Source organism: unidentified bacterial endosymbiont (assembly GCF_918797525.1).
Taxonomy (GTDB): domain Bacteria; phylum Pseudomonadota; class Gammaproteobacteria; order Enterobacterales; family Enterobacteriaceae; genus Enterobacter.
Genome location: NZ_OU963893.1, coordinates 4,592,483 through 4,612,524, shown reverse-complemented (window position 1 = coordinate 4,612,524; position 20,042 = coordinate 4,592,483). Strand labels below are relative to the sequence as shown.

Sequence of the window (20,042 nt, the reverse complement as noted above, 5' to 3'; positions counted from 1 at the left end):
CCGATGTTTCAACAGAAAAAGGACTGGCAAACACGAGAAAACGCTTTTGCTGCTTTCTCCATGGGGCCGCTGACCGATTTCTGGCGGCAGCGTGAGGAAGATGAGTTTACGGGCGTCGGTGACATACCGGTACGCTTCGTGCGTTTTCGCGATGAAAAAAACGATCGCGTTATCGTTATCTGCCCCGGGCGGATTGAAAGCTATATCAAGTACGCCGAGCTGGCCTATGACCTGGTGCATCTGGGCTTTGATGTTCTGATTATTGACCATCGCGGGCAAGGGCTTTCGGGGCGGATGTTATCGGATACCCATCGCGGACACGTGGATAACTTCAGCGATTACGTCGACGATCTGGCCGCGTTCTGGCAGCAGGAAGTTGAGCCTGGCCCGTGGCGCAAGCGCTATATTCTTGCCCACTCAATGGGCGGCGCGATTTCTACGCTGTTTTTGCAGCGTCACGAACACCAGTGCGATGCCATTGCGCTGACCGCGCCGATGTACGGGATTGTGATACGTTTCCCTGACTGGGTGGTGCGCCATCTTCTTGACTGGGCTGAGGGCCATCAGCGCATTCGTGAAGGGTACGCCATTGGCACAGGGCGCTGGCGTGCGTTGCCTTTCGCGCTCAACGTGTTAACCCACAGCCGGCAGCGTTACCGCCGTAACCTGCGTTTTTACGCCGATGAGCCGCGTCTGCGCGTTGGTGGCCCCACCTGGCATTGGGTGCGGGAAGGTATTCTCGCTGGTGAGCAGGTGCTGGCTGGGGTCGGTGAAGATGATACGCCGACCCTCCTGATTCAGGCGGAAGAAGAACGTGTGGTTGATAACCGCATGCATGACCGTTTTTGTGAACTGCGCGCTGCCGCCGGGCACCCCTGCGAAGGGGGTAAACCGCTGGTCATCAGCGGCGCGTACCATGAGATCCTTTTTGAAAAGGACGCCATGCGCTCAGTCGCGCTTAACGCCATTGTTGAATTTTTCAACAGGCATAACTGATTTTCTATTGAGGTTAAATTTCCCTATGTACCAGGTTGTCGCATCTGACTTAGATGGCACACTGCTCTCTCCCGACCACACTCTCTCGCCTTACGCGAAAGAGACCTTAAAGCTTCTGACTGCCCGTGGTGTGAACTTTGTGTTCGCCACTGGCCGCCACCACGTGGACGTGGGGCAGATCCGCGATAACCTGGAGATCAAAGCCTATATGATTACCTCCAACGGTGCGCGCGTACACGACACCGATGGCAACCTGATCTTCACCCACAATCTGGATCGCGATATAGCCAGCGATCTGTTCGGCGTTGTTCACAAAAGCCCGGATATCATCACTAACATCTACCGGGACGATGAGTGGTTTATGAACCGCCATCGCCCGGACGAAATGCGTTTCTTCAAGGAAGCGGTATTTAACTACTCCCTGTACGAGCTGGGCCTGCTGGATCCAGAAGGCATCAGCAAAGTGTTCTTCACCTGCGACAGCCACGAAGCGCTGCTGCCGCTGGAGCAGGCAATCAACGCCCGCTGGGGTGACCGTGTGAACGTGAGCTTTTCTACGCTGACCTGTCTGGAAGTGATGGCCGGTGGCGTATCGAAAGGCCATGCTCTGGAGGCTGTTGCGAAGCGCCTGGGCTTTGAACTAAAAGACTGTATCGCCTTTGGCGACGGCATGAACGATGCGGAAATGCTCTCGATGGCAGGCAAAGGGTGCATCATGGCGAACGCGCACCAGCGCCTGAAAGACCTGCACCCGAAGCTGGAGGTGATTGGCACCAACGGCGACAACGCCGTGCCTGAATACCTGCGCAAGCTGTTCCTAGAATAATCTTCATTCGGTTATTTATCGCTCAGTTGTCAACTCAAGAGTTCGCTACAATGCCCGTCCTTCTTTCTGAGAGACAAGCATTGTGGCGCTACTCATTATCACCACTATTCTGTGGGCCTTCTCCTTTAGCCTGATTGGCGAATACCTTGCCGGTTCGGTCGACAGCTACTTCTCGGTGTTGATGCGCGTGGGACTGGCGGCGCTGGTGTTCCTGCCGTTCTTGCGTTCTCGCGGGCAAACGCTAAAAACCCTTCTGCTGTACATGCTGGTGGGCGCGATGCAGCTCGGCATCATGTATCTGTTCAGCTTCCGCGCTTACGTTTACTTGTCCGTATCGGAATTCCTGCTCTTTACCGTATTAACGCCGCTCTATATCACCCTGATTTACGACCTGCTCAGCAAGCGGCGTTTGCGTTGGGGATATCTGTTGAGCGCCGCGCTGGCGGTGATAGGGGCGGCGATTATTCGCTACGACAAAGTAAGCGATCACTTCTGGACTGGCCTGATGTTTGTTCAGCTTGCCAATATCAGCTTCGCCATCGGCATGGTGGGATACAAACGCCTGATGGAAACCCGCCCGATGCCGCAACACAACGCCTTCGCCTGGTTCTATATGGGGGCGGCGATTGTTGCCGTGGCGGCATGGTGTATGCTCGGGAACCCGCAAAAACTGCCGACCACCGCCGTGCAGTGGAGCGTTCTGGTTTGGCTTGGCGTGGTCGCCTCAGGGCTGGGATATTTTATGTGGAACTATGGCGCTACGCAGGTAGACGCCGGTACGCTCGGGATTATGAATAACGTTCATGTGCCGGCGGGATTGTTGGTGAACCTCGCCATCTGGCAGGAACAACCGCACTGGCCGAGTTTCCTTATTGGGGGAACGGTGATCCTGGCTTCGCTGTGGGTACATCGCCGTTGGGTCGCTCCGCGCTCCGCACAAACGGAAGGTGGTCGCAGGCGTGGTTCCGCGCTGAGCGAATAAAGGCTTCCGTTACCGGCTGACGCTGCTCGCCGTCGCGCACGGCGGAGTACAGCCGGCTCCATAGCCCATCGCCCAGGGTTTTGCTCACCACCAGACCCTGGCGTTCAACACTCTCCACTACCCAGTGCGGCAGCGCCGCGATGCCCATTCTGGCCGCCACCATCTGAATCAGCAGCAGAGTATTATCGACGCTCTTGAGCTGCGGGCTGATACCCGCAGGCTGCAGAAAATGACGCCAGATATCCAGACGACTGCGCTGCACCGGATAAATCAGCAGCGTTTCTGCGGCCAGGTCTTCCGGCGTAATGCGCGTTTTGGTGGCCAGCGGGTGATCCGGGGCCAGCACCAGGCGCACTTCGAAATCAAACATCGGGGAATAGTGCAGGCCGCTGCGCGGCAGTATGTCCGAGGTCATCACCAAATCCAGCTCGCCCTGCTGAAGTGACGGCTGTGGGTCAAACGTCACGCCGGATTTAAAGTCCATCTCCACCTGGGGCCATTTCTCTCTGAAGATCTCAAGCGCGGGGGTCAGCCACTGAATACAACTATGGCACTCAATAGCGATACGCAATTTAGTCTGCTGCGGCTCGTTGCAGGATTGCAGCGCGCTGGCAATTTGCGGCAACACCTGGTTGGCTAACTGCAGGAGAATTTCACCCTGCGGGGTAAAGCGCAGCGGCTGGCTCTTGCGGACAAAAAGACGAAAGCCAAGGCGTTGCTCCAGATCGCTGAACTGGTGGGAAAGGGCGGATTGCGTCTGGTGCAGCGCGGCGGCTGCCGCTGCAAGAGAGCCGCTGTTGTGCAACGCTTGTAGCGTTTTCAGGTGTTTAATCTCGATCATGAATGTCCTTCACTTCGCCATGAACATTTTGCGCTTGAGGAATACACAGTACCTGTCAATTATAGATGTGTAAACATCTGGACGTCTAAATAAAGAATTTCATAAGGGGCATAGCATGACCATTCGCAATCACACACTCGGTTTCCCTCGCGTTGGCCTGCGTCGCGAGCTGAAAAAAGCGCAAGAAAGCTACTGGGCGGGTAACGCCAGCCGCGAAGAGCTGTTGGCGGTGGGCCGCGAGCTTCGGGCGCGTCACTGGGATCAGCAAAAACAGGCGGGCATTGACCTGCTGCCGGTGGGCGATTTCGCCTGGTACGACCATGTTCTGACCACCAGCCTGCTGCTTGGCAACGTGCCGGCTCGTCATCAGAACAAAGATGGGTCGGTCGATATCGATACCCTGTTCCGCATTGGCCGTGGCCGTGCACCAACGGGTGAACCAGCGGCAGCGGCGGAAATGACCAAGTGGTTTAACACCAACTATCACTATATGGTGCCGGAGTTCGTAAAAGGCCAACAGTTCACGCTGGCGTGGACCCAGTTGCTGGATGAAGTGGACGAAGCGCTGGCGCTCGGTCACGCGGTTAAACCTGTGCTGCTGGGGCCGGTAACCTACCTGTGGCTGGGTAAAGTGAAAGGCGAGCAGTTTGACCGACTCAGCCTGCTCAACGAGATCCTGCCGGTGTACAAACAAGTGCTGATTGAGCTAGGCAAACGCGGCATTCAGTGGGTGCAAATCGACGAACCGGCGCTGGTGCTGGCGTTGCCGCAAGCGTGGCTTGATGCCTTCAAACCGGCTTACGACGCGCTCACCGGCCAGGTGAAACTGCTGCTGACCACCTATTTCGAAGGTATTACGCCGAACCTCGACACCATCAGCAAGCTGCCGGTACAGGGTCTGCACGTTGATCTGGTTCACGGTAATGATGATGTGGCGGAACTGCACAAACGCCTGCCTGCCGATTGGCTGCTTTCAGTCGGGGTGGTCAACGGGCGTAACGTCTGGCGGGCCGATCTTACTGAAAAATATGCGCAAATTCAGGATATCGTCGGCAAACGTGAACTGTGGGTGGCATCGTCATGCTCCCTGCTGCACAGCCCAATTGATTTGCGCGTTGAAACCCGTCTTGATGCAGAAGTGAAAAGCTGGTTTGCCTTTGCCCTGCAAAAATGTGAAGAACTGGCGCTGCTGCGCGACGCGCTGAACAGCGGCGATACGGCAGCGATCGCCGAATGGAGCGCGCCGATCCAGGCGCGTCGCCACTCGACCCGGGTTCACAACCCGGCGGTGGAAAAACGTCTGGCGGCCATCACCGCGCGGGACAGCCAGCGCCAGAATGGCTATCACGTCCGCGCCAAAGCGCAGCGTGCCCGCTTCAACCTGCCAGCATGGCCGACCACGACGATTGGTTCATTCCCGCAAACCACTGAAATTCGCGGCCTGCGTCTGGATTTCAAAAAAGGAAAGCTGGATGCGAACCACTACCGTACCGGCATTGCTGAACATATCAAGCAGGCGATTGTTGAGCAGGAGCGCTTAGGTCTGGACGTGCTGGTGCACGGAGAAGCCGAGCGTAATGACATGGTGGAATATTTTGGCGAGCACCTGGACGGGTTCGTATTTACCCAAAACGGCTGGGTGCAGAGCTACGGCTCCCGCTGCGTGAAGCCGCCGGTGGTGATCGGCGACGTCAGCCGCCCGCAGGCCATCACCGTCGAGTGGGCTAAATACGCCCAGTCCCTGACCGACAAACCGGTAAAAGGCATGCTCACCGGCCCGGTGACCATTCTCTGCTGGTCCTTCCCGCGTGAAGACGTGACCCGGGAAACCATTGCGAAGCAAATTGCGCTGGCCCTGCGTGATGAAGTAGCGGATCTCGAAGCGGCGGGTATTGGCATTATCCAGATTGACGAACCGGCACTGCGGGAAGGACTGCCGCTGCGTCGCCGCGACTGGGAGGCGTATCTGCAGTGGGGCGTGGAGGCTTTCCGCATCAACGCGGCAGTGGCGAAGGACGACACGCAGATCCACACGCACATGTGTTACTGCGAATTTAACGACATCATGGATTCCATCGCCGCGCTGGATGCCGACGTGATCACCATCGAGACCTCCCGTTCAGACATGGAGCTGCTGGAGTCGTTCGAGGAGTTCGATTACCCGAATGAAATTGGACCAGGGGTGTACGACATTCACTCCCCGAATGTCCCGGACGTGGAGTGGATTGAAGCCCTGCTGAAGAAAGCGGCCCAGCGCATTCCGGCTGAGCGTCTGTGGGTAAACCCGGACTGTGGCCTCAAAACCCGCGGCTGGCCGGAAACCCGCGCTGCGCTGGCGAATATGGTGAAGGCGGCGCACAATCTGCGTCAGGCTAATTAACGCCTAAACCACTCTCTCTCCTCAAATGGGGAGAGAGGGAACAGACTATTTCTCATTATTAATTTTGATTTTCGGTAGGGTTGTTACGAGATACGGTTCGCTTCTATTTTTGATAAAAAAGAATTCTAAATTAATTCAGTAAATTCAGAGATAATATCCAAAACTACTCTGTAGAAATAACATTATCATTAACGATGTATCAGCTCTATTTTACGTGCAAGCACGCAAAAAATATAACAACTCAAGTCCAGCACCTGAAATAGCTTTTCTAATGATAAATGAAAGCATATCGTCGTGTTGTTGCGGTTAATCCCGTAACCGGGCGTGGAAACTCAGGCGATGACTCCAGCTAAAACGTATGGAGGCTGCCTTATGGCTACGATCCCAATCCTTTCTCATTTTGAGAATTATCCACAGCAAGTTGAAGAAGTACTCGCTTCACCATTATCTGGTTCAGCCGATCTTTTCACCGTGCTCGATCATTGTGCGATGTTCGTTTGCGGCATAGTCGAATATCAGGAAGAACATTACAGGCTTGCGTTATATGGTCGCTTAACTCATGCTTTACCATTGCTACACCAGCGCTGTGCTGAAGATTTGCCCAATTATCTCATGATCAACTGATTGCAGAGCCCGTACCTCTGTCAAATGTGCCGGATTGCTGGCAAGACGCCAGCATGCTGCTGGATTTTGCACAGGCATTAACGCTGGCACTGTCCGGTAATACTTTGATGATAAAAATTAGTCAGGAGCTTGCTGATCTATTGCATGATATGGTTTATCTCCTGGCGGTTCAGCTTAAAACACCGTTCATTGTACGAACATAAATCTCATGTCATAAGCCCGGTAAGGCATTGCCTGCACCGGGCTTTTTGCAATTACGCTTTTTTCCCGCCGTACTGACTAAACCACGCCAGCATCCTCTGCCAGCCATCTTTGGCCGATTCCTCGTGATAGCTCGGACGATAATCCGCATTAAACGCATGTCCGGCATCAGGGTAAACGACGATCTCGCCTTTCGCGTTTGCAGCCCGCAGCGCATGGCGCATGGTCTCGACCGTATCAAGCGGAATACTGCTGTCCTGGCCGCCATACAGCCCTAACACAGGCGCCATTAAATCCGTTGCGATATCAACGGGTTGCTTAGGTGAATTCAGCGTTTTTTCACCCTCAAGTTTGCCATACCAGGCTACTGCAGCTTTCAACTGTGGGTTATGCGCGGCATACAGCCAGCTAATGCGCCCGCCCCAGCAGAAGCCGGTAATCAGCAAACGGTGCGGATCGCCGCCGTTGCGTCCAGCCCAGCTGGCAACGTGGTCCAGATCGGCCAGCACCTGGGCGTCCGGAACTTTCGTGACCAGGTTGCTGAACAGGGTGGGAATATCGCTAAAGTCATTTGGATCGCCCTGACGGAAATAAAGCTCCGGCGCAACGGCCAGATAACCTTCCAGCGCCAGGCGGCGACAGAGATCGCGAATATGTTCATGAACGCCGAAAATCTCCTGCACCACAATCACGATCGGCAGCGGGCTGTCGGCGGATTTTGGCCGCGCGTGGTAAGCAGGCATATTATCCCCCTGAGAGGGAATGGAGGTCTCGCCCGCAGTAATAGCCTCATCAGGGGTTGAGACGATGGTTGAAGCATGCAGGGCTGCAGCAGGTGCAAAACCGATTTTTTCAGTCATGGCATTCTCCGTACCAATGAATTAATTAGCGCAAAGGTAAATATAGACGCAAGGTTAACAACCTACATTGCCCTGGACGGTCTATCTTTTGGGCAGTACAGGTTGATATGACGCCGTTAATGTGATGTTAATCACGTTTTTATAGAAATTAACTGCAATCATTTTCATTCGCGGTGAAGTGCATCACGAAATTATGCGCATCGCTTCTGTAAAGTACCGTTTTACTTCTTCTGACTAACCGACCCACAGAGGAGTCACCTATGTCTAAGTCTGATGTTTTTCATCTCGGCCTCACCAAAAACGATTTACAAGGGGCTACGCTCGCTATCGTCCCTGGCGATCCTGAGCGTGTGGAAAAGATCGCCGCGCTGATGAATAAGCCGGTTAAGCTGGCAGCCCATCGTGAATTTACCACCTGGCGCGCAGAGCTGGATGGCAAAGCGGTGATCGTGTGCTCAACCGGTATCGGTGGCCCGTCGACCTCGATTGCTGTAGAAGAGCTGGCGCAGTTGGGCATTCGTACCTTCCTGCGTATTGGCACCACTGGCGCTATCCAGCCGCATATCAACGTGGGTGACGTGCTGGTCACGACGGCGTCCGTACGCCTGGACGGCGCAAGCCTGCACTTTGCACCCATGGAATTCCCGGCAGTGGCAGATTTTGACTGTACCACTGCGCTGGTTGACGCCGCAAAATCGGTGGGCGCAACCACTCACGTGGGCGTGACTGCGTCATCAGATACCTTCTACCCAGGCCAGGAGCGTTACGACACCTTCTCTGGCCGTGTGGTAAGCCGTTTTAAAGGCTCCATGGAAGAGTGGCAGTCAATGGGCGTGATGAACTATGAGATGGAATCTGCAACGCTGTTGACCATGTGCGCAAGCCAGGGTCTGCGTGCCGGTATGGTGGCGGGTGTTATCGTTAACCGTACCCAGCAGGAGATCCCGAACGCCGAGACCATGAAACAAACTGAAAGTCATGCGGTAAAAATCGTGGTCGAAGCGGCTCGCCGCCTGATCTAATCCCCCCATTAAATGACAAGGCCGACCCGTTCGGCCTTTTTTTGCATAGCCCCTCGCAGGAAAACCCTTTCAAACTGGACGTTTATACAGCACAATTCTATCTTGCGGGTAATTCGTTGATGCAGGGGACATTATGGACACCTCAATCCTGGTTTATGCGGTGATTGCGATGATGGGCGTGGGGATAGGCTGGTTGATATCCAGCTACCAGCACGTGCATCAAAAAGCCGATCGGCTGGCAGAACGTGAAGAGATCGTTGCGGAGTTAAGTGCGGTTAAACAACAGCTTGCCCAAAGTACGCACTGGCGAGACGAGTGCGAGCTGCTCAATAACGAACTGCGAAACCTGCGTGATATTAACACCTCGCTGGAGGCCGATCTCCGCGAAGTTACCACCCGTTTAGAATCCACCCAACTGCATGCGGAAGACAAAATCCGCCAGATGATCAACAGTGAACAGCGCCTCAGCGAGCAGTTTGAAAACCTCGCTAACCGTATTTTTGAGCACAGCAACCGTCGGGTTGACGAACAAAACCGTCAAAGCCTGAATGGCCTGCTGACCCCCCTGCGTGAGCAACTGGACGGCTTTCGCCGCCAGGTACAAGACAGCTTTGGCCAGGAAGCCCGTGAACGACACACCCTGGCGCACGAAATTCGTAATCTGCAGCAGTTGAATGCGCAGATGGCGCAGGAGGCGGTCAACCTGACGCGCGCGCTGAAAGGGGATAATAAAGCGCAGGGCAACTGGGGCGAAGTAGTGCTGACCCGCGTGCTTGAGGCCTCTGGTCTGCGCGAGGGGCATGAATACGAAACCCAGGTCAGTATCGAAAATGACGCTCGCTCGCGCATGCAGCCGGATGTGATCGTGCGCCTGCCGCAGGGGAAAGATGTGGTGATAGACGCCAAAATGACGCTGGTGGCCTACGAGCGCTATTTCAATGCGGAAGAGGAGTACATCCGCGAGTCGGCGTTGCAGGAGCACATTGCTTCCGTGCGTAATCACATTCGCCTGCTGGGCAGAAAAGACTACCATCAACTGCCGGGGCTGCGTTCGCTGGACTACGTACTGATGTTCATTCCGGTAGAGCCGGCATTTCTTTTAGCGCTCGACAGGCAGCCTGAACTCATTACCGAGGCCCTGAAAAATAACATTATGCTGGTCAGCCCCACCACGCTGCTGGTAGCTTTACGCACTATTGCCAACCTGTGGCGTTATGAACACCAGAGCCGCAACGCCCAACAGATTGCCGATCGCGCCAGTAAGCTGTACGACAAAATGCGTCTGTTTGTTGACGATATGTCCTCGGTCGGGCAAAGCCTGGACCGGGCGCAGGATAACTACCGTCAGGCAATGAAAAAACTCTCCTCCGGGCGAGGCAACCTGTTGGCTCAGGCTGAAGCATTTCGCAGTCTGGGCGTGGAGGTTAAACGCGAGATTAATCCGGAACTGGTTGAGCAGGCTACCGCGCAGGATGAAGAATTTCGCCTGCGGGCAGGCCATACTGAACAAAATAGTCCCTGTGAAGACAACGAGTTAGCGGCTGGATTATCCTCAAATGAACAGCCGGCGCGTTGCTTTCGCGGTGGTTGAATCATAGGGCAAACGCGCCCAATCTGTTACACTTCACCTACATTTTACTGATTAGCAGGCTCTGAGATGGCTGACGATTCACAAGATACAACGCACTTTGGCTTTCAGACTGTCGCCAAAGCGCAGAAAGCTGACATGGTGGCTCACGTATTTCATTCTGTGGCGGCGAAGTACGATGTAATGAATGATCTGATGTCGTTCGGTATTCATCGCTTGTGGAAGCGCTTCACCATCGACTGTAGCGGCGTGCGTCGTGGACAAACGGTGCTGGACCTGGCGGGCGGGACAGGCGATCTGACAGCGAAATTCGCCCGTCTGGTGGGTGAAACCGGTCGCGTGGTGCTGGGAGATATCAACGACTCAATGCTGAAAATGGGACGCGAAAAGCTGCGTAACATCGGCGTGGTGGGCAATGTGGAATATGTGCAGGCCAACGCTGAAGCCTTGCCGTTTCCCGACAACACCTTTGACTGCATCACCATTTCGTTTGGCCTGCGCAACGTCACCGATAAAGACAAAGCGCTGCGCTCTATGTATCGCGTGCTGAAGCCGGGCGGACGTCTTCTGGTGCTCGAATTCTCCAAACCCATTATTGAGCCGCTGAGCAAAGCCTACGATGCGTACTCATTCCACATTCTGCCGCGCATTGGCGAGCTGGTAGCCAATGATGCTGAAAGTTATCGCTACCTGGCGGAATCAATTCGTATGCACCCGGATCAAGACACGTTAAAAGCGATGATGCAGGACGCGGGTCTGGAGAACGTTGAGTACTTCAACATGACGGCGGGTGTCGTCGCGCTGCACCGCGGTTACAAGTTCTGAGTGGAGGTGTACCGTGCCCTTTAAGCCCTTAGTCACCGCAGGCATTGAGAAAGTATTAAATGCCTTTCTGTATCGCGCTCCGGCGCTAAAAGCTGCACGTCAGCGGTTGAACGCAAAGGTCTTGCGCATCGTTTTAAAAGAGTTTTCGACGCCGCTTGTGCTGGTCTTCGGCGAACGTCAGCTTGACGTATTGGGGGAGTGGGAAGGCGAGGCCGACTGTTCGGTCATCACGCGCATGAGCGTGCTGCCAAAACTGCGTGACCGTCAGCAGCTTACGGCGCTTATCCGTAGCGGTGAGCTGGAAGTCGAAGGCGATATTCAGGTCGTGCAAAACGTCGTTGCGCTTAGCGATCTGGCGGAGTTTGACCCGGCAGAATTGCTTGCGCCCTTCATTGGCGATATTGCCGCCGAAGGGATGGGTAAAGCGATTCATGGCGGGACGGCTTTTCTGCGCAAAAGTCTGCAGCGCCAGCAGCGCTATGCGGCAGAAGTGCTGACTGAAGAGTGGCGCATCGCCCCCGGGGCACTGGAAGTCGCATGGTTTGCGGAAGAGACTTCCGCCGTAGAACGGGCGGTCGAAACCTTGACCAAACGGCTTGAAAAACTGGAGGGCAAATGACGCCTGGTGAAATTCGGCGCCTCTATTTTATCGTTCGCACCTTTTTGAGCTACGGGCTCGACGAGCTTATCCCCAAAATGCGCATCACGCTGCCGCTTCGCATCGGGCGGCGGATGTTGTTCTGGATGCCAAATCGCCATCAGGATCGGCTGCTGGGCGAACGTTTGCGTTTGGCGCTGCAGGAGCTTGGCCCGGTCTGGATCAAATTTGGCCAGATGCTCTCTACCCGCCGCGATCTGTTCCCGCCGCAAATTGCCGATCAGCTGGCGCTGCTGCAGGATCGCGTTGCCCCTTTTGAAGGGGCGAGGGCAAAGCAACAAATTGAAGAAGCGATGGGCAACATACCCGTCGACACCTGGTTTGACGATTTCGATATCCAGCCACTGGCATCAGCCTCGATCGCTCAGGTGCACACGGCACGCCTGAAGGAAAACGGTAAAGAGGTGGTGATCAAGGTGATTCGCCCGGATATCCTGCCGATAATCAAAGCGGACATGCGGCTTATTTATCGTCTGGCTCGCTGGGTTCCGCGTCTGCTGCCTGACGGGCGTCGTCTGCGTCCGCTGGAAGTGGTACGTGAATATGAAAAAACGCTGATTGATGAGCTGAACCTGCTGCGTGAGTCGGCCAATGCCATTCAACTGCGGCGTAACTTTGAAGACAGCCCCATGCTGTATGTTCCCGAAGTCTATTCCGATTACTGCAGTCAGAATATGATGGTGATGGAACGTATTTACGGCATTCCTGTTTCGGATGTGGTTGCGCTTGAAAAGCAGGGCACCAATATGAAGCTGCTGGCTGAGCGTGGCGTACAGGTCTTCTTTACCCAGGTTTTCCGCGACAGCTTTTTCCATGCGGATATGCACCCGGGCAACATCTTCGTCAGCTACGAGCACCCTGAAGATCCGAAGTACATCGGTATTGACTGCGGTATTGTTGGCTCGCTAAACAAAGAAGATAAGCGCTATCTGGCCGAGAACTTCATTGCCTTCTTTAACCGCGACTATCGTAAGGTCGCGGAGCTGCACGTGGATTCCGGTTGGGTTCCGCCTGATACCAACGTTGAAGAGTTTGAGTTTGCGATCCGTACCGTCTGCGAGCCGATTTTTGAAAAACCGCTGTCGGAGATCTCCTTCGGCCATGTTTTGCTGAATCTGTTTAACACGGCACGTCGCTTTAATATGGAAGTACAGCCGCAGTTAGTTTTACTGCAGAAAACATTACTTTACGTTGAAGGCGTAGGCCGCCAGCTCTATCCTCAGTTAGACTTATGGAAAACAGCGAAGCCTTTTCTTGAATCCTGGATCAAGGATCAGGTCGGTATTCCGGCGCTGGTGCGTTCTCTCAAAGAGAAAGCTCCGTTTTGGGTTGAAAAAATGCCGGAAATCCCTGAACTGGTTTATGACAGTTTGCGTCAAAGCAAGAATCTTCAGCACAGCATGGATAAAATCGCTTACGAGCTTCAGTCCAACCGTGTGCGACAGGGCCAGTCGCGTTATCTCTTCGGAATTGGCGCGACGCTATTGCTGAGCGGCACGCTGCTGCTGATTAATCGTCCGGACTGGGAGCTGATGCCCGCCTGGCTTATGGCGGCAGGCGTTGTGGTCTGGTTTGCCGGCTGGAGAAAAACACGCTGATTAGCGTCGCTATCGCGAGGTTGCATACGTATAATGCGGCCTGACTAATTAATCATCTATCACTGGGGTGCTTGTATGGGTGGTATCAGTATCTGGCAATTGTTGATCATTGCCGTCATCGTTGTACTGCTGTTCGGTACGAAGAAACTCGGTTCTATCGGTTCCGACCTGGGCGCATCAATCAAAGGCTTTAAGAAAGCCATGGGTGATGATGAAAATAAGCAAGATAAAACCAGCCAGGATGCTGACTTTACTGCGAAATCCATCACCGACAAGCAAGATGATGCTAAAAAGGAAGACGCTAAACGCCACGACAAAGAGCAGGTGTAATTCGTGTTCGATATTGGGTTTGGCGAGCTGGTAGTAGTCTTTGTGATTGGCCTGATCGTACTGGGGCCGCAGCGTTTACCCGTTGCGGTTAAAACGGTTGCGGGTTGGGTGCGTGCGCTTCGGTCGCTTGCTTCCACCGTACAGAACGAGCTGGCGCAAGAGCTTAAGCTGCAGGAGTTTCAGGACAGCCTGAAAAAGGTTGAGAAGGCGAGTCTGGATAACCTGACGCCGGAGCTGAAAGCCTCGATGGACGAACTGCGTGAAGCGGCAGAATCCATGAAGCGTTCTTACAGCGTCAACGATCCTGAAAAGGCGAGCGATGAAGCTAATACCATTCATAATCCGGTGGTGAAGGGCAGCGAGGCGCAGCGCGAGGGCATAACGCCAGCCAGCGCCGAACACCAGGCGGTTGCGCCAGAACAGACGCCGCAGGAAACAGAAGTGAAAAAACAGGCGCAGCCGGAAGAGCCGGTTATCAACGCGGCTCAGGCAAAACCCGTCGCGCCCGTTTCCGAATCATCCCCCTCGTCGAGTGATAAAGCGTAAACATGGCAGTAGATGATACTCAACCGCTCATTGCGCACCTTATTGAGCTGCGTAAGCGCCTGTTAAACTGCATTATTGCAGTTTTCCTCATTTTCATATGTCTGGTCTATTTCGCCAACGATATCTACCAGGTGGTCTCCGCGCCGCTGATTAAGCAGATGCCGCTGGGGGCAACGATGATCGCAACGGACGTTGCCTCGCCGTTCTTTACCCCTATCAAGCTGACCTTTTGGGTCTCGTTGATTGCCTCTGCGCCAGTCATCCTTTATCAGGTCTGGGCTTTCGTGGCGCCAGCGCTGTATAAGCATGAACGAAAGCTGGTGATCCCTCTGCTGGTGTCCAGTTCGCTGCTGTTCTATATCGGCATGGCATTTGCCTACTTCGTTGTCTTCCCGCTGGCCTTTGGGTTCCTGACGCATACCGCGCCGGAAGGGGTTCAGGTATCTACGGATATCGCCAGCTATCTCAGCTTCGTAATGGCGCTGTTTATGGCCTTTGGCGTGGCGTTTGAAGTCCCGGTAGCGATTGTATTGCTGTGCTGGATGGGCGTAACAACTCCTGACGACCTGCGTAAGAAGCGTCCATATATCCTGGTGGGGGCCTTTGTGGTCGGCATGCTGTTGACGCCGCCGGATGTGTTCTCACAAACGCTGTTGGCAATACCCATGTACTGTCTCTTTGAAGTCGGCGTGTTCTTCTCGCGTTTCTATGTCGGAAAACGGCGTTCGCAGGATGACGAAGAAGACGAACCTGAAAAGCGCACTGAAGAATGAAATCAACCGCCCGTCAGGGCGGTTGTCATATGGGGAATAGCATGTTTGATATTGGGCTTAATCTGACCAGCGCGCAGTTCGCGAAAGACCGCGATGAGGTTGTGGCACGTGCCTTTTGCGCCGGAGTAAAGGGGCTTTTGCTGACAGGGACCAATCTCCACGAAAGCGAACAGGCGCAGCGATTAGCAAGCCGCTACGGTAGCTGCTGGTCAACCGCGGGCGTGCATCCCCATGACAGTAGTCAGTGGACGCAGGAGAGCGCTGAGGTATTGCATCGTCTGGCGAAAACACCTGAAGTGGTAGCCATCGGTGAGTGCGGCCTTGATTTCAACCGTAATTTCTCCACGCCTGAAGAGCAGGAAAAGGCGTTTACCGCGCAGCTGGCTGTTGCCGCGGAACTCGGGATGCCGGTGTTTATGCACTGTCGCGACGCCCACGAGCGTTTTCTCGCGCTTCTGGAACCCTGGCTGGAGAAATTGCCTGGTGCAGTGTTGCACTGCTTTACCGGGTCGCGACAGCAAGCGCTGGATTGCCTGGGCCGGGGGCTTTATCTGGGTATCACCGGCTGGGTTTGCGATGAGCGTCGCGGGCTGGCGCTTCGCGAGCTGTTACCGGTGATCCCTGCCGATCGTCTGCTCGTCGAAACCGATGCGCCGTATCTGTTGCCGAGAGATATGAAACCGAAACCAGCCTCGCGGCGCAATGAACCGGCTTATCTGGGGCATATCGTTGCGCGTGTGGCGCACTGGCGCGCAGAGGATCCGCACTGGCTAACAGCGCAAACCGATGACAACGTGCGCAGCCTGTTTGGCATAGAGTTTTAAACTTTGCGGAAGTCGGTGTTCTTAACGCTCTGTAGCACCTGTTTGTTCAATAAAGTAAGCAGTAACATGGAACGCGCTTCGCCGTCTGGCTCGGTGAAAATCGCCTGCAAGCCTTCGAAAGCGCCTTCAGTGATCACCACGCTGTCACCTGAGTAAGGTGTTTCCGGGTCGGTGATATCTTCAGGCTGCTGATAGACCGAAAGCTGATGAATGACTGTGGAAGGCACCGTGGCCGGGCTGGTACCAAAGCGCACGAAGTGGCTGACGCCCCGCGTGGCGCTGATGGTGGTGGTATGAATCACTTCCGGATCGAATTCAACGAACAGGTAGTTTGGGAACAGAGGTTCACTGACGGTTGTGCGCTTCCCGCGCTGCATTTTTTCAAGCGTGATAACCGGCGTCAGGCAGTTAACAGCCTGACGTTCAAGATGTTCCTGCGCGCGCTGAAGTTGCCCGCGTTTGCAATACAGTAAATACCAGGCCTGCATAATCATTCTTCCCTCTGTTCTGGGCGCAAGCATATCAAAACCCTGGCGGGATCGCTAAGGTGATTACACTGGCCGAAAAGGGACTACGTTGTAGAAGTTCACGCTAATTTAACAAAATTACAGCATCACGCAGGCTTACGCCGTATAATAACGCGCTTACAGAGAGGCCATGACTAACAGCATGAAATACCACGATCTACGCGACTTCCTTGCGCTGCTGGAAAAGCAGGGCGAGCTCAAACGTATTACGCACCCTGTTGATCCTTATCTGGAAATGACAGAGATCGCTGACCGCACCCTGCGTGCCGGTGGCCCGGCTCTGCTGTTCGAAAACCCTAAAGGCTACTCCATGCCCGTGCTGTGCAATTTGTTTGGCACACCGCGCCGCGTGGCGATGGGGATGGGGCAGGAGGACGTTATAGCGTTGCGTGAGGTGGGCAAACTGTTAGCCTTTTTAAAGGAGCCGGAGCCGCCAAAAGGTTTCCGCGACCTGTTCGACAAGCTGCCGCAGTTTAAGCAGGTATTGAACATGCCAACTAAACGCCTGCGCGGTGCGCCATGCCAGCAAAAAGTGCTGGAAGGTGATGTCGTGGATCTGACAAAAATTCCCATTATGCAGTGCTGGCCTGAAGATGCTGCACCGCTTATTACCTGGGGGCTTACCGTCACACGCGGCCCGCACAAAGAGCGCCAAAATTTGGGTATTTACCGCCAGCAACTCATTGGTAAAAATAAACTCATTATGCGCTGGCTATCCCATCGCGGTGGCGCGCTTGATTTTCAGGAATGGTGTGCTGAACATCCTGGTGAACGTTTCCCGGTTTCCGTGGCGCTGGGCGCCGATCCTGCTACCATTTTAGGCGCGGTAACGCCGGTGCCAGATACGCTGTCCGAATACGCATTTGCAGGACTGCTGCGCGGGACCAAAACGGAAGTTGTTAAGTGCATTTCCAACGATCTGGACGTTCCTGCCAGCGCCGAGATTGTGCTGGAAGGGTACATTGAACAGGGCGAGACGGCGCCGGAAGGGCCATACGGCGATCACACGGGCTATTACAACGAAGTCGATAACTTCCCGGTGTTTACCGTTACGCACATTACCCAGCGTGAGGATGCGATTTATCACTCCACCTATACTGGACGTCCGCCTGATGAGCCAGCGGTGCTGGGGGTGGCGCTGAACGAAGTGTTCGTCCCTATTTTGCAAAAGCAGTTCCCGGAAATTGTTGATTTCTATCTGCCGCCGGAAGGGTGTTCATACCGCCTGGCGGTGGTCACGATGAAGAAACAGTATGCCGGTCACGCGAAACGCGTGATGATGGGCGTATGGTCTTTCCTGCGCCAGTTTATGTATACCAAATTTGTTATTGTCTGCGATGATGACGTCAATGCCCGCGACTGGAATGACGTTATCTGGGCTATCACCACCCGTATGGATCCTGCGCGTGATACCGTGATAGTGGAAAATACGCCGATAGATTATCTTGATTTTGCCTCGCCGGTTTCAGGGCTTGGCTCGAAAATGGGACTGGATGCCACCAATAAATGGCCTGGCGAAACCGACCGTGAATGGGGTCGACCGATCAAAAAAGATCCTGCCGTGACCGCGCGTATTGACGCGATCTGGGACGAGCTGGCCATAATGAATAACGGTAACCCTGAACCTGACCGTTAAGCCCTATAGACTTCCCGACAGAGAGAGCGAATGACAACCTTAAGCTGTAAAGTGACCTCGGTAGATGCCATTACCGACACCGTATATCGCGTCCGTTTAGTGCCAGAAGCGGCATTCTCTTTCCGCGCGGGTCAGTATCTGATGGTCGTGATGGATGAGCGTGATAAGCGTCCTTTCTCTATGGCCTCTACGCCCGCAGAGCAGGAATTTATTGAGCTTCATATCGGTGCGTCAGAGCTTAATCTGTATGCCATGGCTGTCATGGACCGCATCCTGAAAGAGCGTGAAGTTGTGGTAGACATTCCGCACGGTGAGGCCTGGTTACGCGAGGATGAAGACCGTCCGCTGATCCTCATTGCTGGCGGTACTGGTTTCTCCTATGTCCGCTCTATTCTGTTGACCGCGCTGGCGCGTAATCCAAACCGCGACATCACCATCTACTGGGGTGGCCGTGAGGAGAAGCATCTTTACGATCTGTCTGAACTGGAAGCGCTGAGCATCACTCATCCGAACCTGCGCATTGAGCCGGTCGTTGAGCAGCCGGAAGAGGGTTGGCGTGGACGTAGCGGGACGGTGCTGACGGCAGTATTGCAGGATCACGGTACGCTAGCCGGTCACGATATTTACATTGCGGGTCGTTTTGAGATGGCGAAAATTGCCCGCGACCTGTTCTGTAACGAACGTGACGCGCGTGAAGACCGTCTGTTCGGCGATGCCTTTGCGTTTATCTAAATAAAAAACCCGCCCCTGACAGGCGGGAAGAACGGCAACTAAACTGCCTCTCTGCGCCAATGACGCCCTGCGCTGACGCCATTGGCCTTGAGATACTTTTCCTGAAATTACACTCTTTCAAACACCGTCGCGATACCCTGACCCAACCCGATACACATCGTTGCCAGTCCAAACTGGGCGCCTTTACGCTCCATCAGGTTAATCAGCGTGGTGCTAATTCGCGCCCCGGAACAGCCCAGCGGGTGACCGAGTGCAATCGCGCCGCCGTTGAGGTTAATCTTCTCGTCTATCAGATCCATCAGTCCCAGATCTTTAATGCACGGCAGGATTTGCGCGGCGAAGGCTTCGTTCATCTCGAACAGGTCGATATCGCTGGCGGTTAATCCCGCTTTTTTCAGCGCCAGCTTCGAAGCCGGAACCGGGCCGTAACCCATGATTGATGGGTCACAACCCACCACAGCCATCGAACGCACGTGAGCGCGCGGCGTCAGGCCAAGCTCGCGGGCGCGGCTTTCACTCATAATCAGCATCGCGGCGGCGCCGTCAGACAGAGCAGACGAGCTCCCCGCCGTCACCGTGCCGCTAACCGGATCAAATGCCGGGCGCAGCGCAGAGAGCGCCTCAACGGTGGTTTCCGGACGGATGACATCGTCGTAGTTAAACTGCTTCAGTACGCCGTCGGCATCGTGTCCCCCGGTTGGGATAATCTCATTCTTAAACGCGCCGGATTGCGTGGCGGCCCAGGCGCGAGCGTGAGAGCGTGCGGCAAAGGTATCCTGCATTTCACGGCTGATGCCGTGCATGCGAGAGAGCATTTCAGCGGTCAGCCCCATCATGCCCGCCGCTTTGGCGACGTTACGGCTCATGCCCGGGTGGAAATCGACTCCGTGGCTCATCGGGACGTGGCCCATATGTTCCACGCCGCCGACCAGGCAAGCCTGCGCATCGCCGGTCATGATCGTGCGGGCCGCGTCATGCAATGCCTGCATCGACGATCCGCACAGGCGATTTACGGTAACGGCTGGCACTGAATGTGGGATCTCGGCCAGCAGCGAGGCATTACGGGCGATGTTGAAACCCTGCTCCAGGGTCTGCTGCACGCAGCCCCAGTAAATATCGTCGAGTGCCGCCGGATCCAGCGCCGGATTACGCGCCAGCAGGCTGCGCATCAGGTGCGCGGAGAGGTCTTCCGCACGTACGTTACGGAACGCCCCACCTTTTGAACGGCCCATTGGGGTGCGAATTGCATCAACAATGACAACCTTTTCCATTG

21 protein-coding genes are annotated in these 20,042 nt (G+C 54.8%); 17 read left to right on the top strand and 4 right to left on the bottom strand.

Annotation, left to right across the window (positions count from 1 at the left end; genetic code table 11):
- The first annotated feature begins 3 nt into the window (after positions 1–3).
- The 3 genes from pldB (at position 4) to NL510_RS21970 (ending at position 2,804) form a co-directional block, all read left to right on the top strand.
- A complete protein-coding gene (gene pldB / locus NL510_RS21980; RefSeq protein WP_253380369.1) occupies positions 4–996 on the top strand; it encodes a lysophospholipase L2 in 993 nt (330 codons plus the stop codon).
- 25 nt (positions 997–1,021) lie between these two features.
- Entirely contained in the window at positions 1,022–1,822 is an 801-nt protein-coding gene (yigL, locus tag NL510_RS21975) for a sugar/pyridoxal phosphate phosphatase YigL (RefSeq protein ID WP_253380367.1), read from the top strand.
- Positions 1,823–1,904: 82 nt separating this feature from the next.
- Entirely contained in the window at positions 1,905–2,804 is a 900-nt protein-coding gene (locus NL510_RS21970) for a carboxylate/amino acid/amine transporter (RefSeq protein ID WP_253380364.1), read from the top strand.
- On the opposite strand, the gene metR is transcribed toward NL510_RS21970, so the two are convergent.
- Complete coding sequence (gene metR / locus NL510_RS21965) at positions 2,692–3,645, bottom strand: HTH-type transcriptional regulator MetR (protein WP_253380362.1); 954 nt, start codon at positions 3,643–3,645, stop codon at positions 2,692–2,694. The two genes, NL510_RS21970 and metR, sit on opposite strands and share 113 nt — an antisense overlap.
- A gap of 115 nt (positions 3,646–3,760) precedes the next feature.
- On the opposite strand from metR, the gene metE reads away from it, so the two are divergent.
- The 3 genes from metE to NL510_RS21950 all read left to right on the top strand — a co-directional run bounded on the left by metE (position 3,761) and on the right by NL510_RS21950 (position 6,852).
- Entirely contained in the window at positions 3,761–6,025 is a 2,265-nt protein-coding gene (gene metE, locus NL510_RS21960) for a 5-methyltetrahydropteroyltriglutamate--homocysteine S-methyltransferase (protein WP_253380360.1), read from the top strand.
- A gap of 372 nt (positions 6,026–6,397) precedes the next feature.
- Entirely contained in the window at positions 6,398–6,649 is a 252-nt protein-coding gene (locus NL510_RS21955) for a hypothetical protein (RefSeq protein ID WP_253380358.1), read from the top strand.
- Between the two features lie 53 nt (positions 6,650–6,702).
- Positions 6,703–6,852, top strand: coding sequence for a hypothetical protein (locus NL510_RS21950; RefSeq protein ID WP_253380356.1), 150 nt, complete (start codon positions 6,703–6,705; stop codon positions 6,850–6,852).
- Between the two features lie 51 nt (positions 6,853–6,903).
- Here the strand turns inward: NL510_RS21950 and NL510_RS21945 are convergent, their stop codons facing one another.
- Entirely contained in the window at positions 6,904–7,710 is an 807-nt protein-coding gene (locus NL510_RS21945) for a dienelactone hydrolase family protein (protein ID WP_253380354.1), read from the bottom strand.
- Between the two features lie 260 nt (positions 7,711–7,970).
- On the opposite strand from NL510_RS21945, the gene udp reads away from it, so the two are divergent.
- From udp to tatD, 9 genes are all read left to right on the top strand, one after another.
- Positions 7,971–8,732 carry a uridine phosphorylase gene (gene udp, locus NL510_RS21940; protein ID WP_253380352.1) on the top strand — a complete coding sequence of 254 codons (762 nt, stop codon included), beginning with the start codon at positions 7,971–7,973 and terminating at the stop codon, positions 8,730–8,732.
- Between the two features lie 133 nt (positions 8,733–8,865).
- The gene (gene rmuC, locus NL510_RS21935; protein ID WP_253380350.1) at positions 8,866–10,323 is read left to right on the top strand and encodes a DNA recombination protein RmuC; all 1,458 of its coding nucleotides are present in this window, start codon (positions 8,866–8,868) and stop codon (positions 10,321–10,323) included.
- Positions 10,324–10,389: 66 nt separating this feature from the next.
- Positions 10,390–11,145: a bifunctional demethylmenaquinone methyltransferase/2-methoxy-6-polyprenyl-1,4-benzoquinol methylase UbiE gene (gene ubiE / locus NL510_RS21930; RefSeq protein ID WP_253380348.1), complete on the top strand. Its 756-nt coding sequence runs from the start codon at positions 10,390–10,392 to the stop codon at positions 11,143–11,145.
- Between the two features lie 13 nt (positions 11,146–11,158).
- Positions 11,159–11,764: a ubiquinone biosynthesis protein UbiJ gene (gene ubiJ / locus NL510_RS21925; RefSeq protein WP_253380346.1), complete on the top strand. Its 606-nt coding sequence runs from the start codon at positions 11,159–11,161 to the stop codon at positions 11,762–11,764.
- Positions 11,761–13,401, top strand: coding sequence for a ubiquinone biosynthesis regulatory protein kinase UbiB (gene ubiB, locus NL510_RS21920; protein WP_253380343.1), 1,641 nt, complete (start codon positions 11,761–11,763; stop codon positions 13,399–13,401). The genes ubiJ and ubiB overlap by 4 nt, the downstream gene beginning before the upstream one ends.
- Before the next feature lie 75 nt (positions 13,402–13,476).
- Positions 13,477–13,731 carry a Sec-independent protein translocase subunit TatA gene (gene tatA / locus NL510_RS21915; protein WP_253380341.1) on the top strand — a complete coding sequence of 85 codons (255 nt, stop codon included), beginning with the start codon at positions 13,477–13,479 and terminating at the stop codon, positions 13,729–13,731.
- A 3-nt stretch (positions 13,732–13,734) separates the two neighbouring features.
- Complete coding sequence (gene tatB / locus NL510_RS21910) at positions 13,735–14,277, top strand: Sec-independent protein translocase protein TatB (RefSeq protein WP_253380339.1); 543 nt, start codon at positions 13,735–13,737, stop codon at positions 14,275–14,277.
- A gap of 2 nt (positions 14,278–14,279) precedes the next feature.
- Positions 14,280–15,050: a Sec-independent protein translocase subunit TatC gene (gene tatC, locus NL510_RS21905; protein ID WP_253380336.1), complete on the top strand. Its 771-nt coding sequence runs from the start codon at positions 14,280–14,282 to the stop codon at positions 15,048–15,050.
- A 41-nt stretch (positions 15,051–15,091) separates the two neighbouring features.
- On the top strand, positions 15,092–15,874 hold the full coding sequence (gene tatD / locus NL510_RS21900) for a 3'-5' ssDNA/RNA exonuclease TatD (RefSeq protein ID WP_253380334.1): 783 nt from the start codon (positions 15,092–15,094) through the stop codon (positions 15,872–15,874).
- Here the strand turns inward: tatD and rfaH are convergent.
- Positions 15,871–16,362, bottom strand: a complete 492-nt coding sequence (gene rfaH, locus NL510_RS21895; RefSeq protein ID WP_253385059.1) for a transcription/translation regulatory transformer protein RfaH — start codon at positions 16,360–16,362, stop codon at positions 15,871–15,873. The two genes, tatD and rfaH, sit on opposite strands and share 4 nt — an antisense overlap.
- Before the next feature lie 169 nt (positions 16,363–16,531).
- Between rfaH and ubiD the strand changes: the two genes are divergently transcribed.
- Both ubiD and fre read left to right on the top strand, forming a co-directional pair.
- Positions 16,532–18,037 (top strand): 4-hydroxy-3-polyprenylbenzoate decarboxylase, encoded by a 1,506-nt coding sequence (ubiD, locus tag NL510_RS21890; protein ID WP_253380332.1) that lies wholly within the window; start codon positions 16,532–16,534, stop codon positions 18,035–18,037.
- A gap of 30 nt (positions 18,038–18,067) precedes the next feature.
- The gene (fre, locus tag NL510_RS21885; protein WP_253380330.1) at positions 18,068–18,769 is read left to right on the top strand and encodes an NAD(P)H-flavin reductase; all 702 of its coding nucleotides are present in this window, start codon (positions 18,068–18,070) and stop codon (positions 18,767–18,769) included.
- Positions 18,770–18,876: 107 nt separating this feature from the next.
- On the opposite strand, the gene fadA is transcribed toward fre, so the two are convergent.
- Positions 18,877–20,040, bottom strand: a complete 1,164-nt coding sequence (fadA, locus tag NL510_RS21880) for an acetyl-CoA C-acyltransferase FadA (RefSeq protein ID WP_253380328.1) — start codon at positions 20,038–20,040, stop codon at positions 18,877–18,879.
- Positions 20,041–20,042 lie beyond the last annotated feature (2 nt).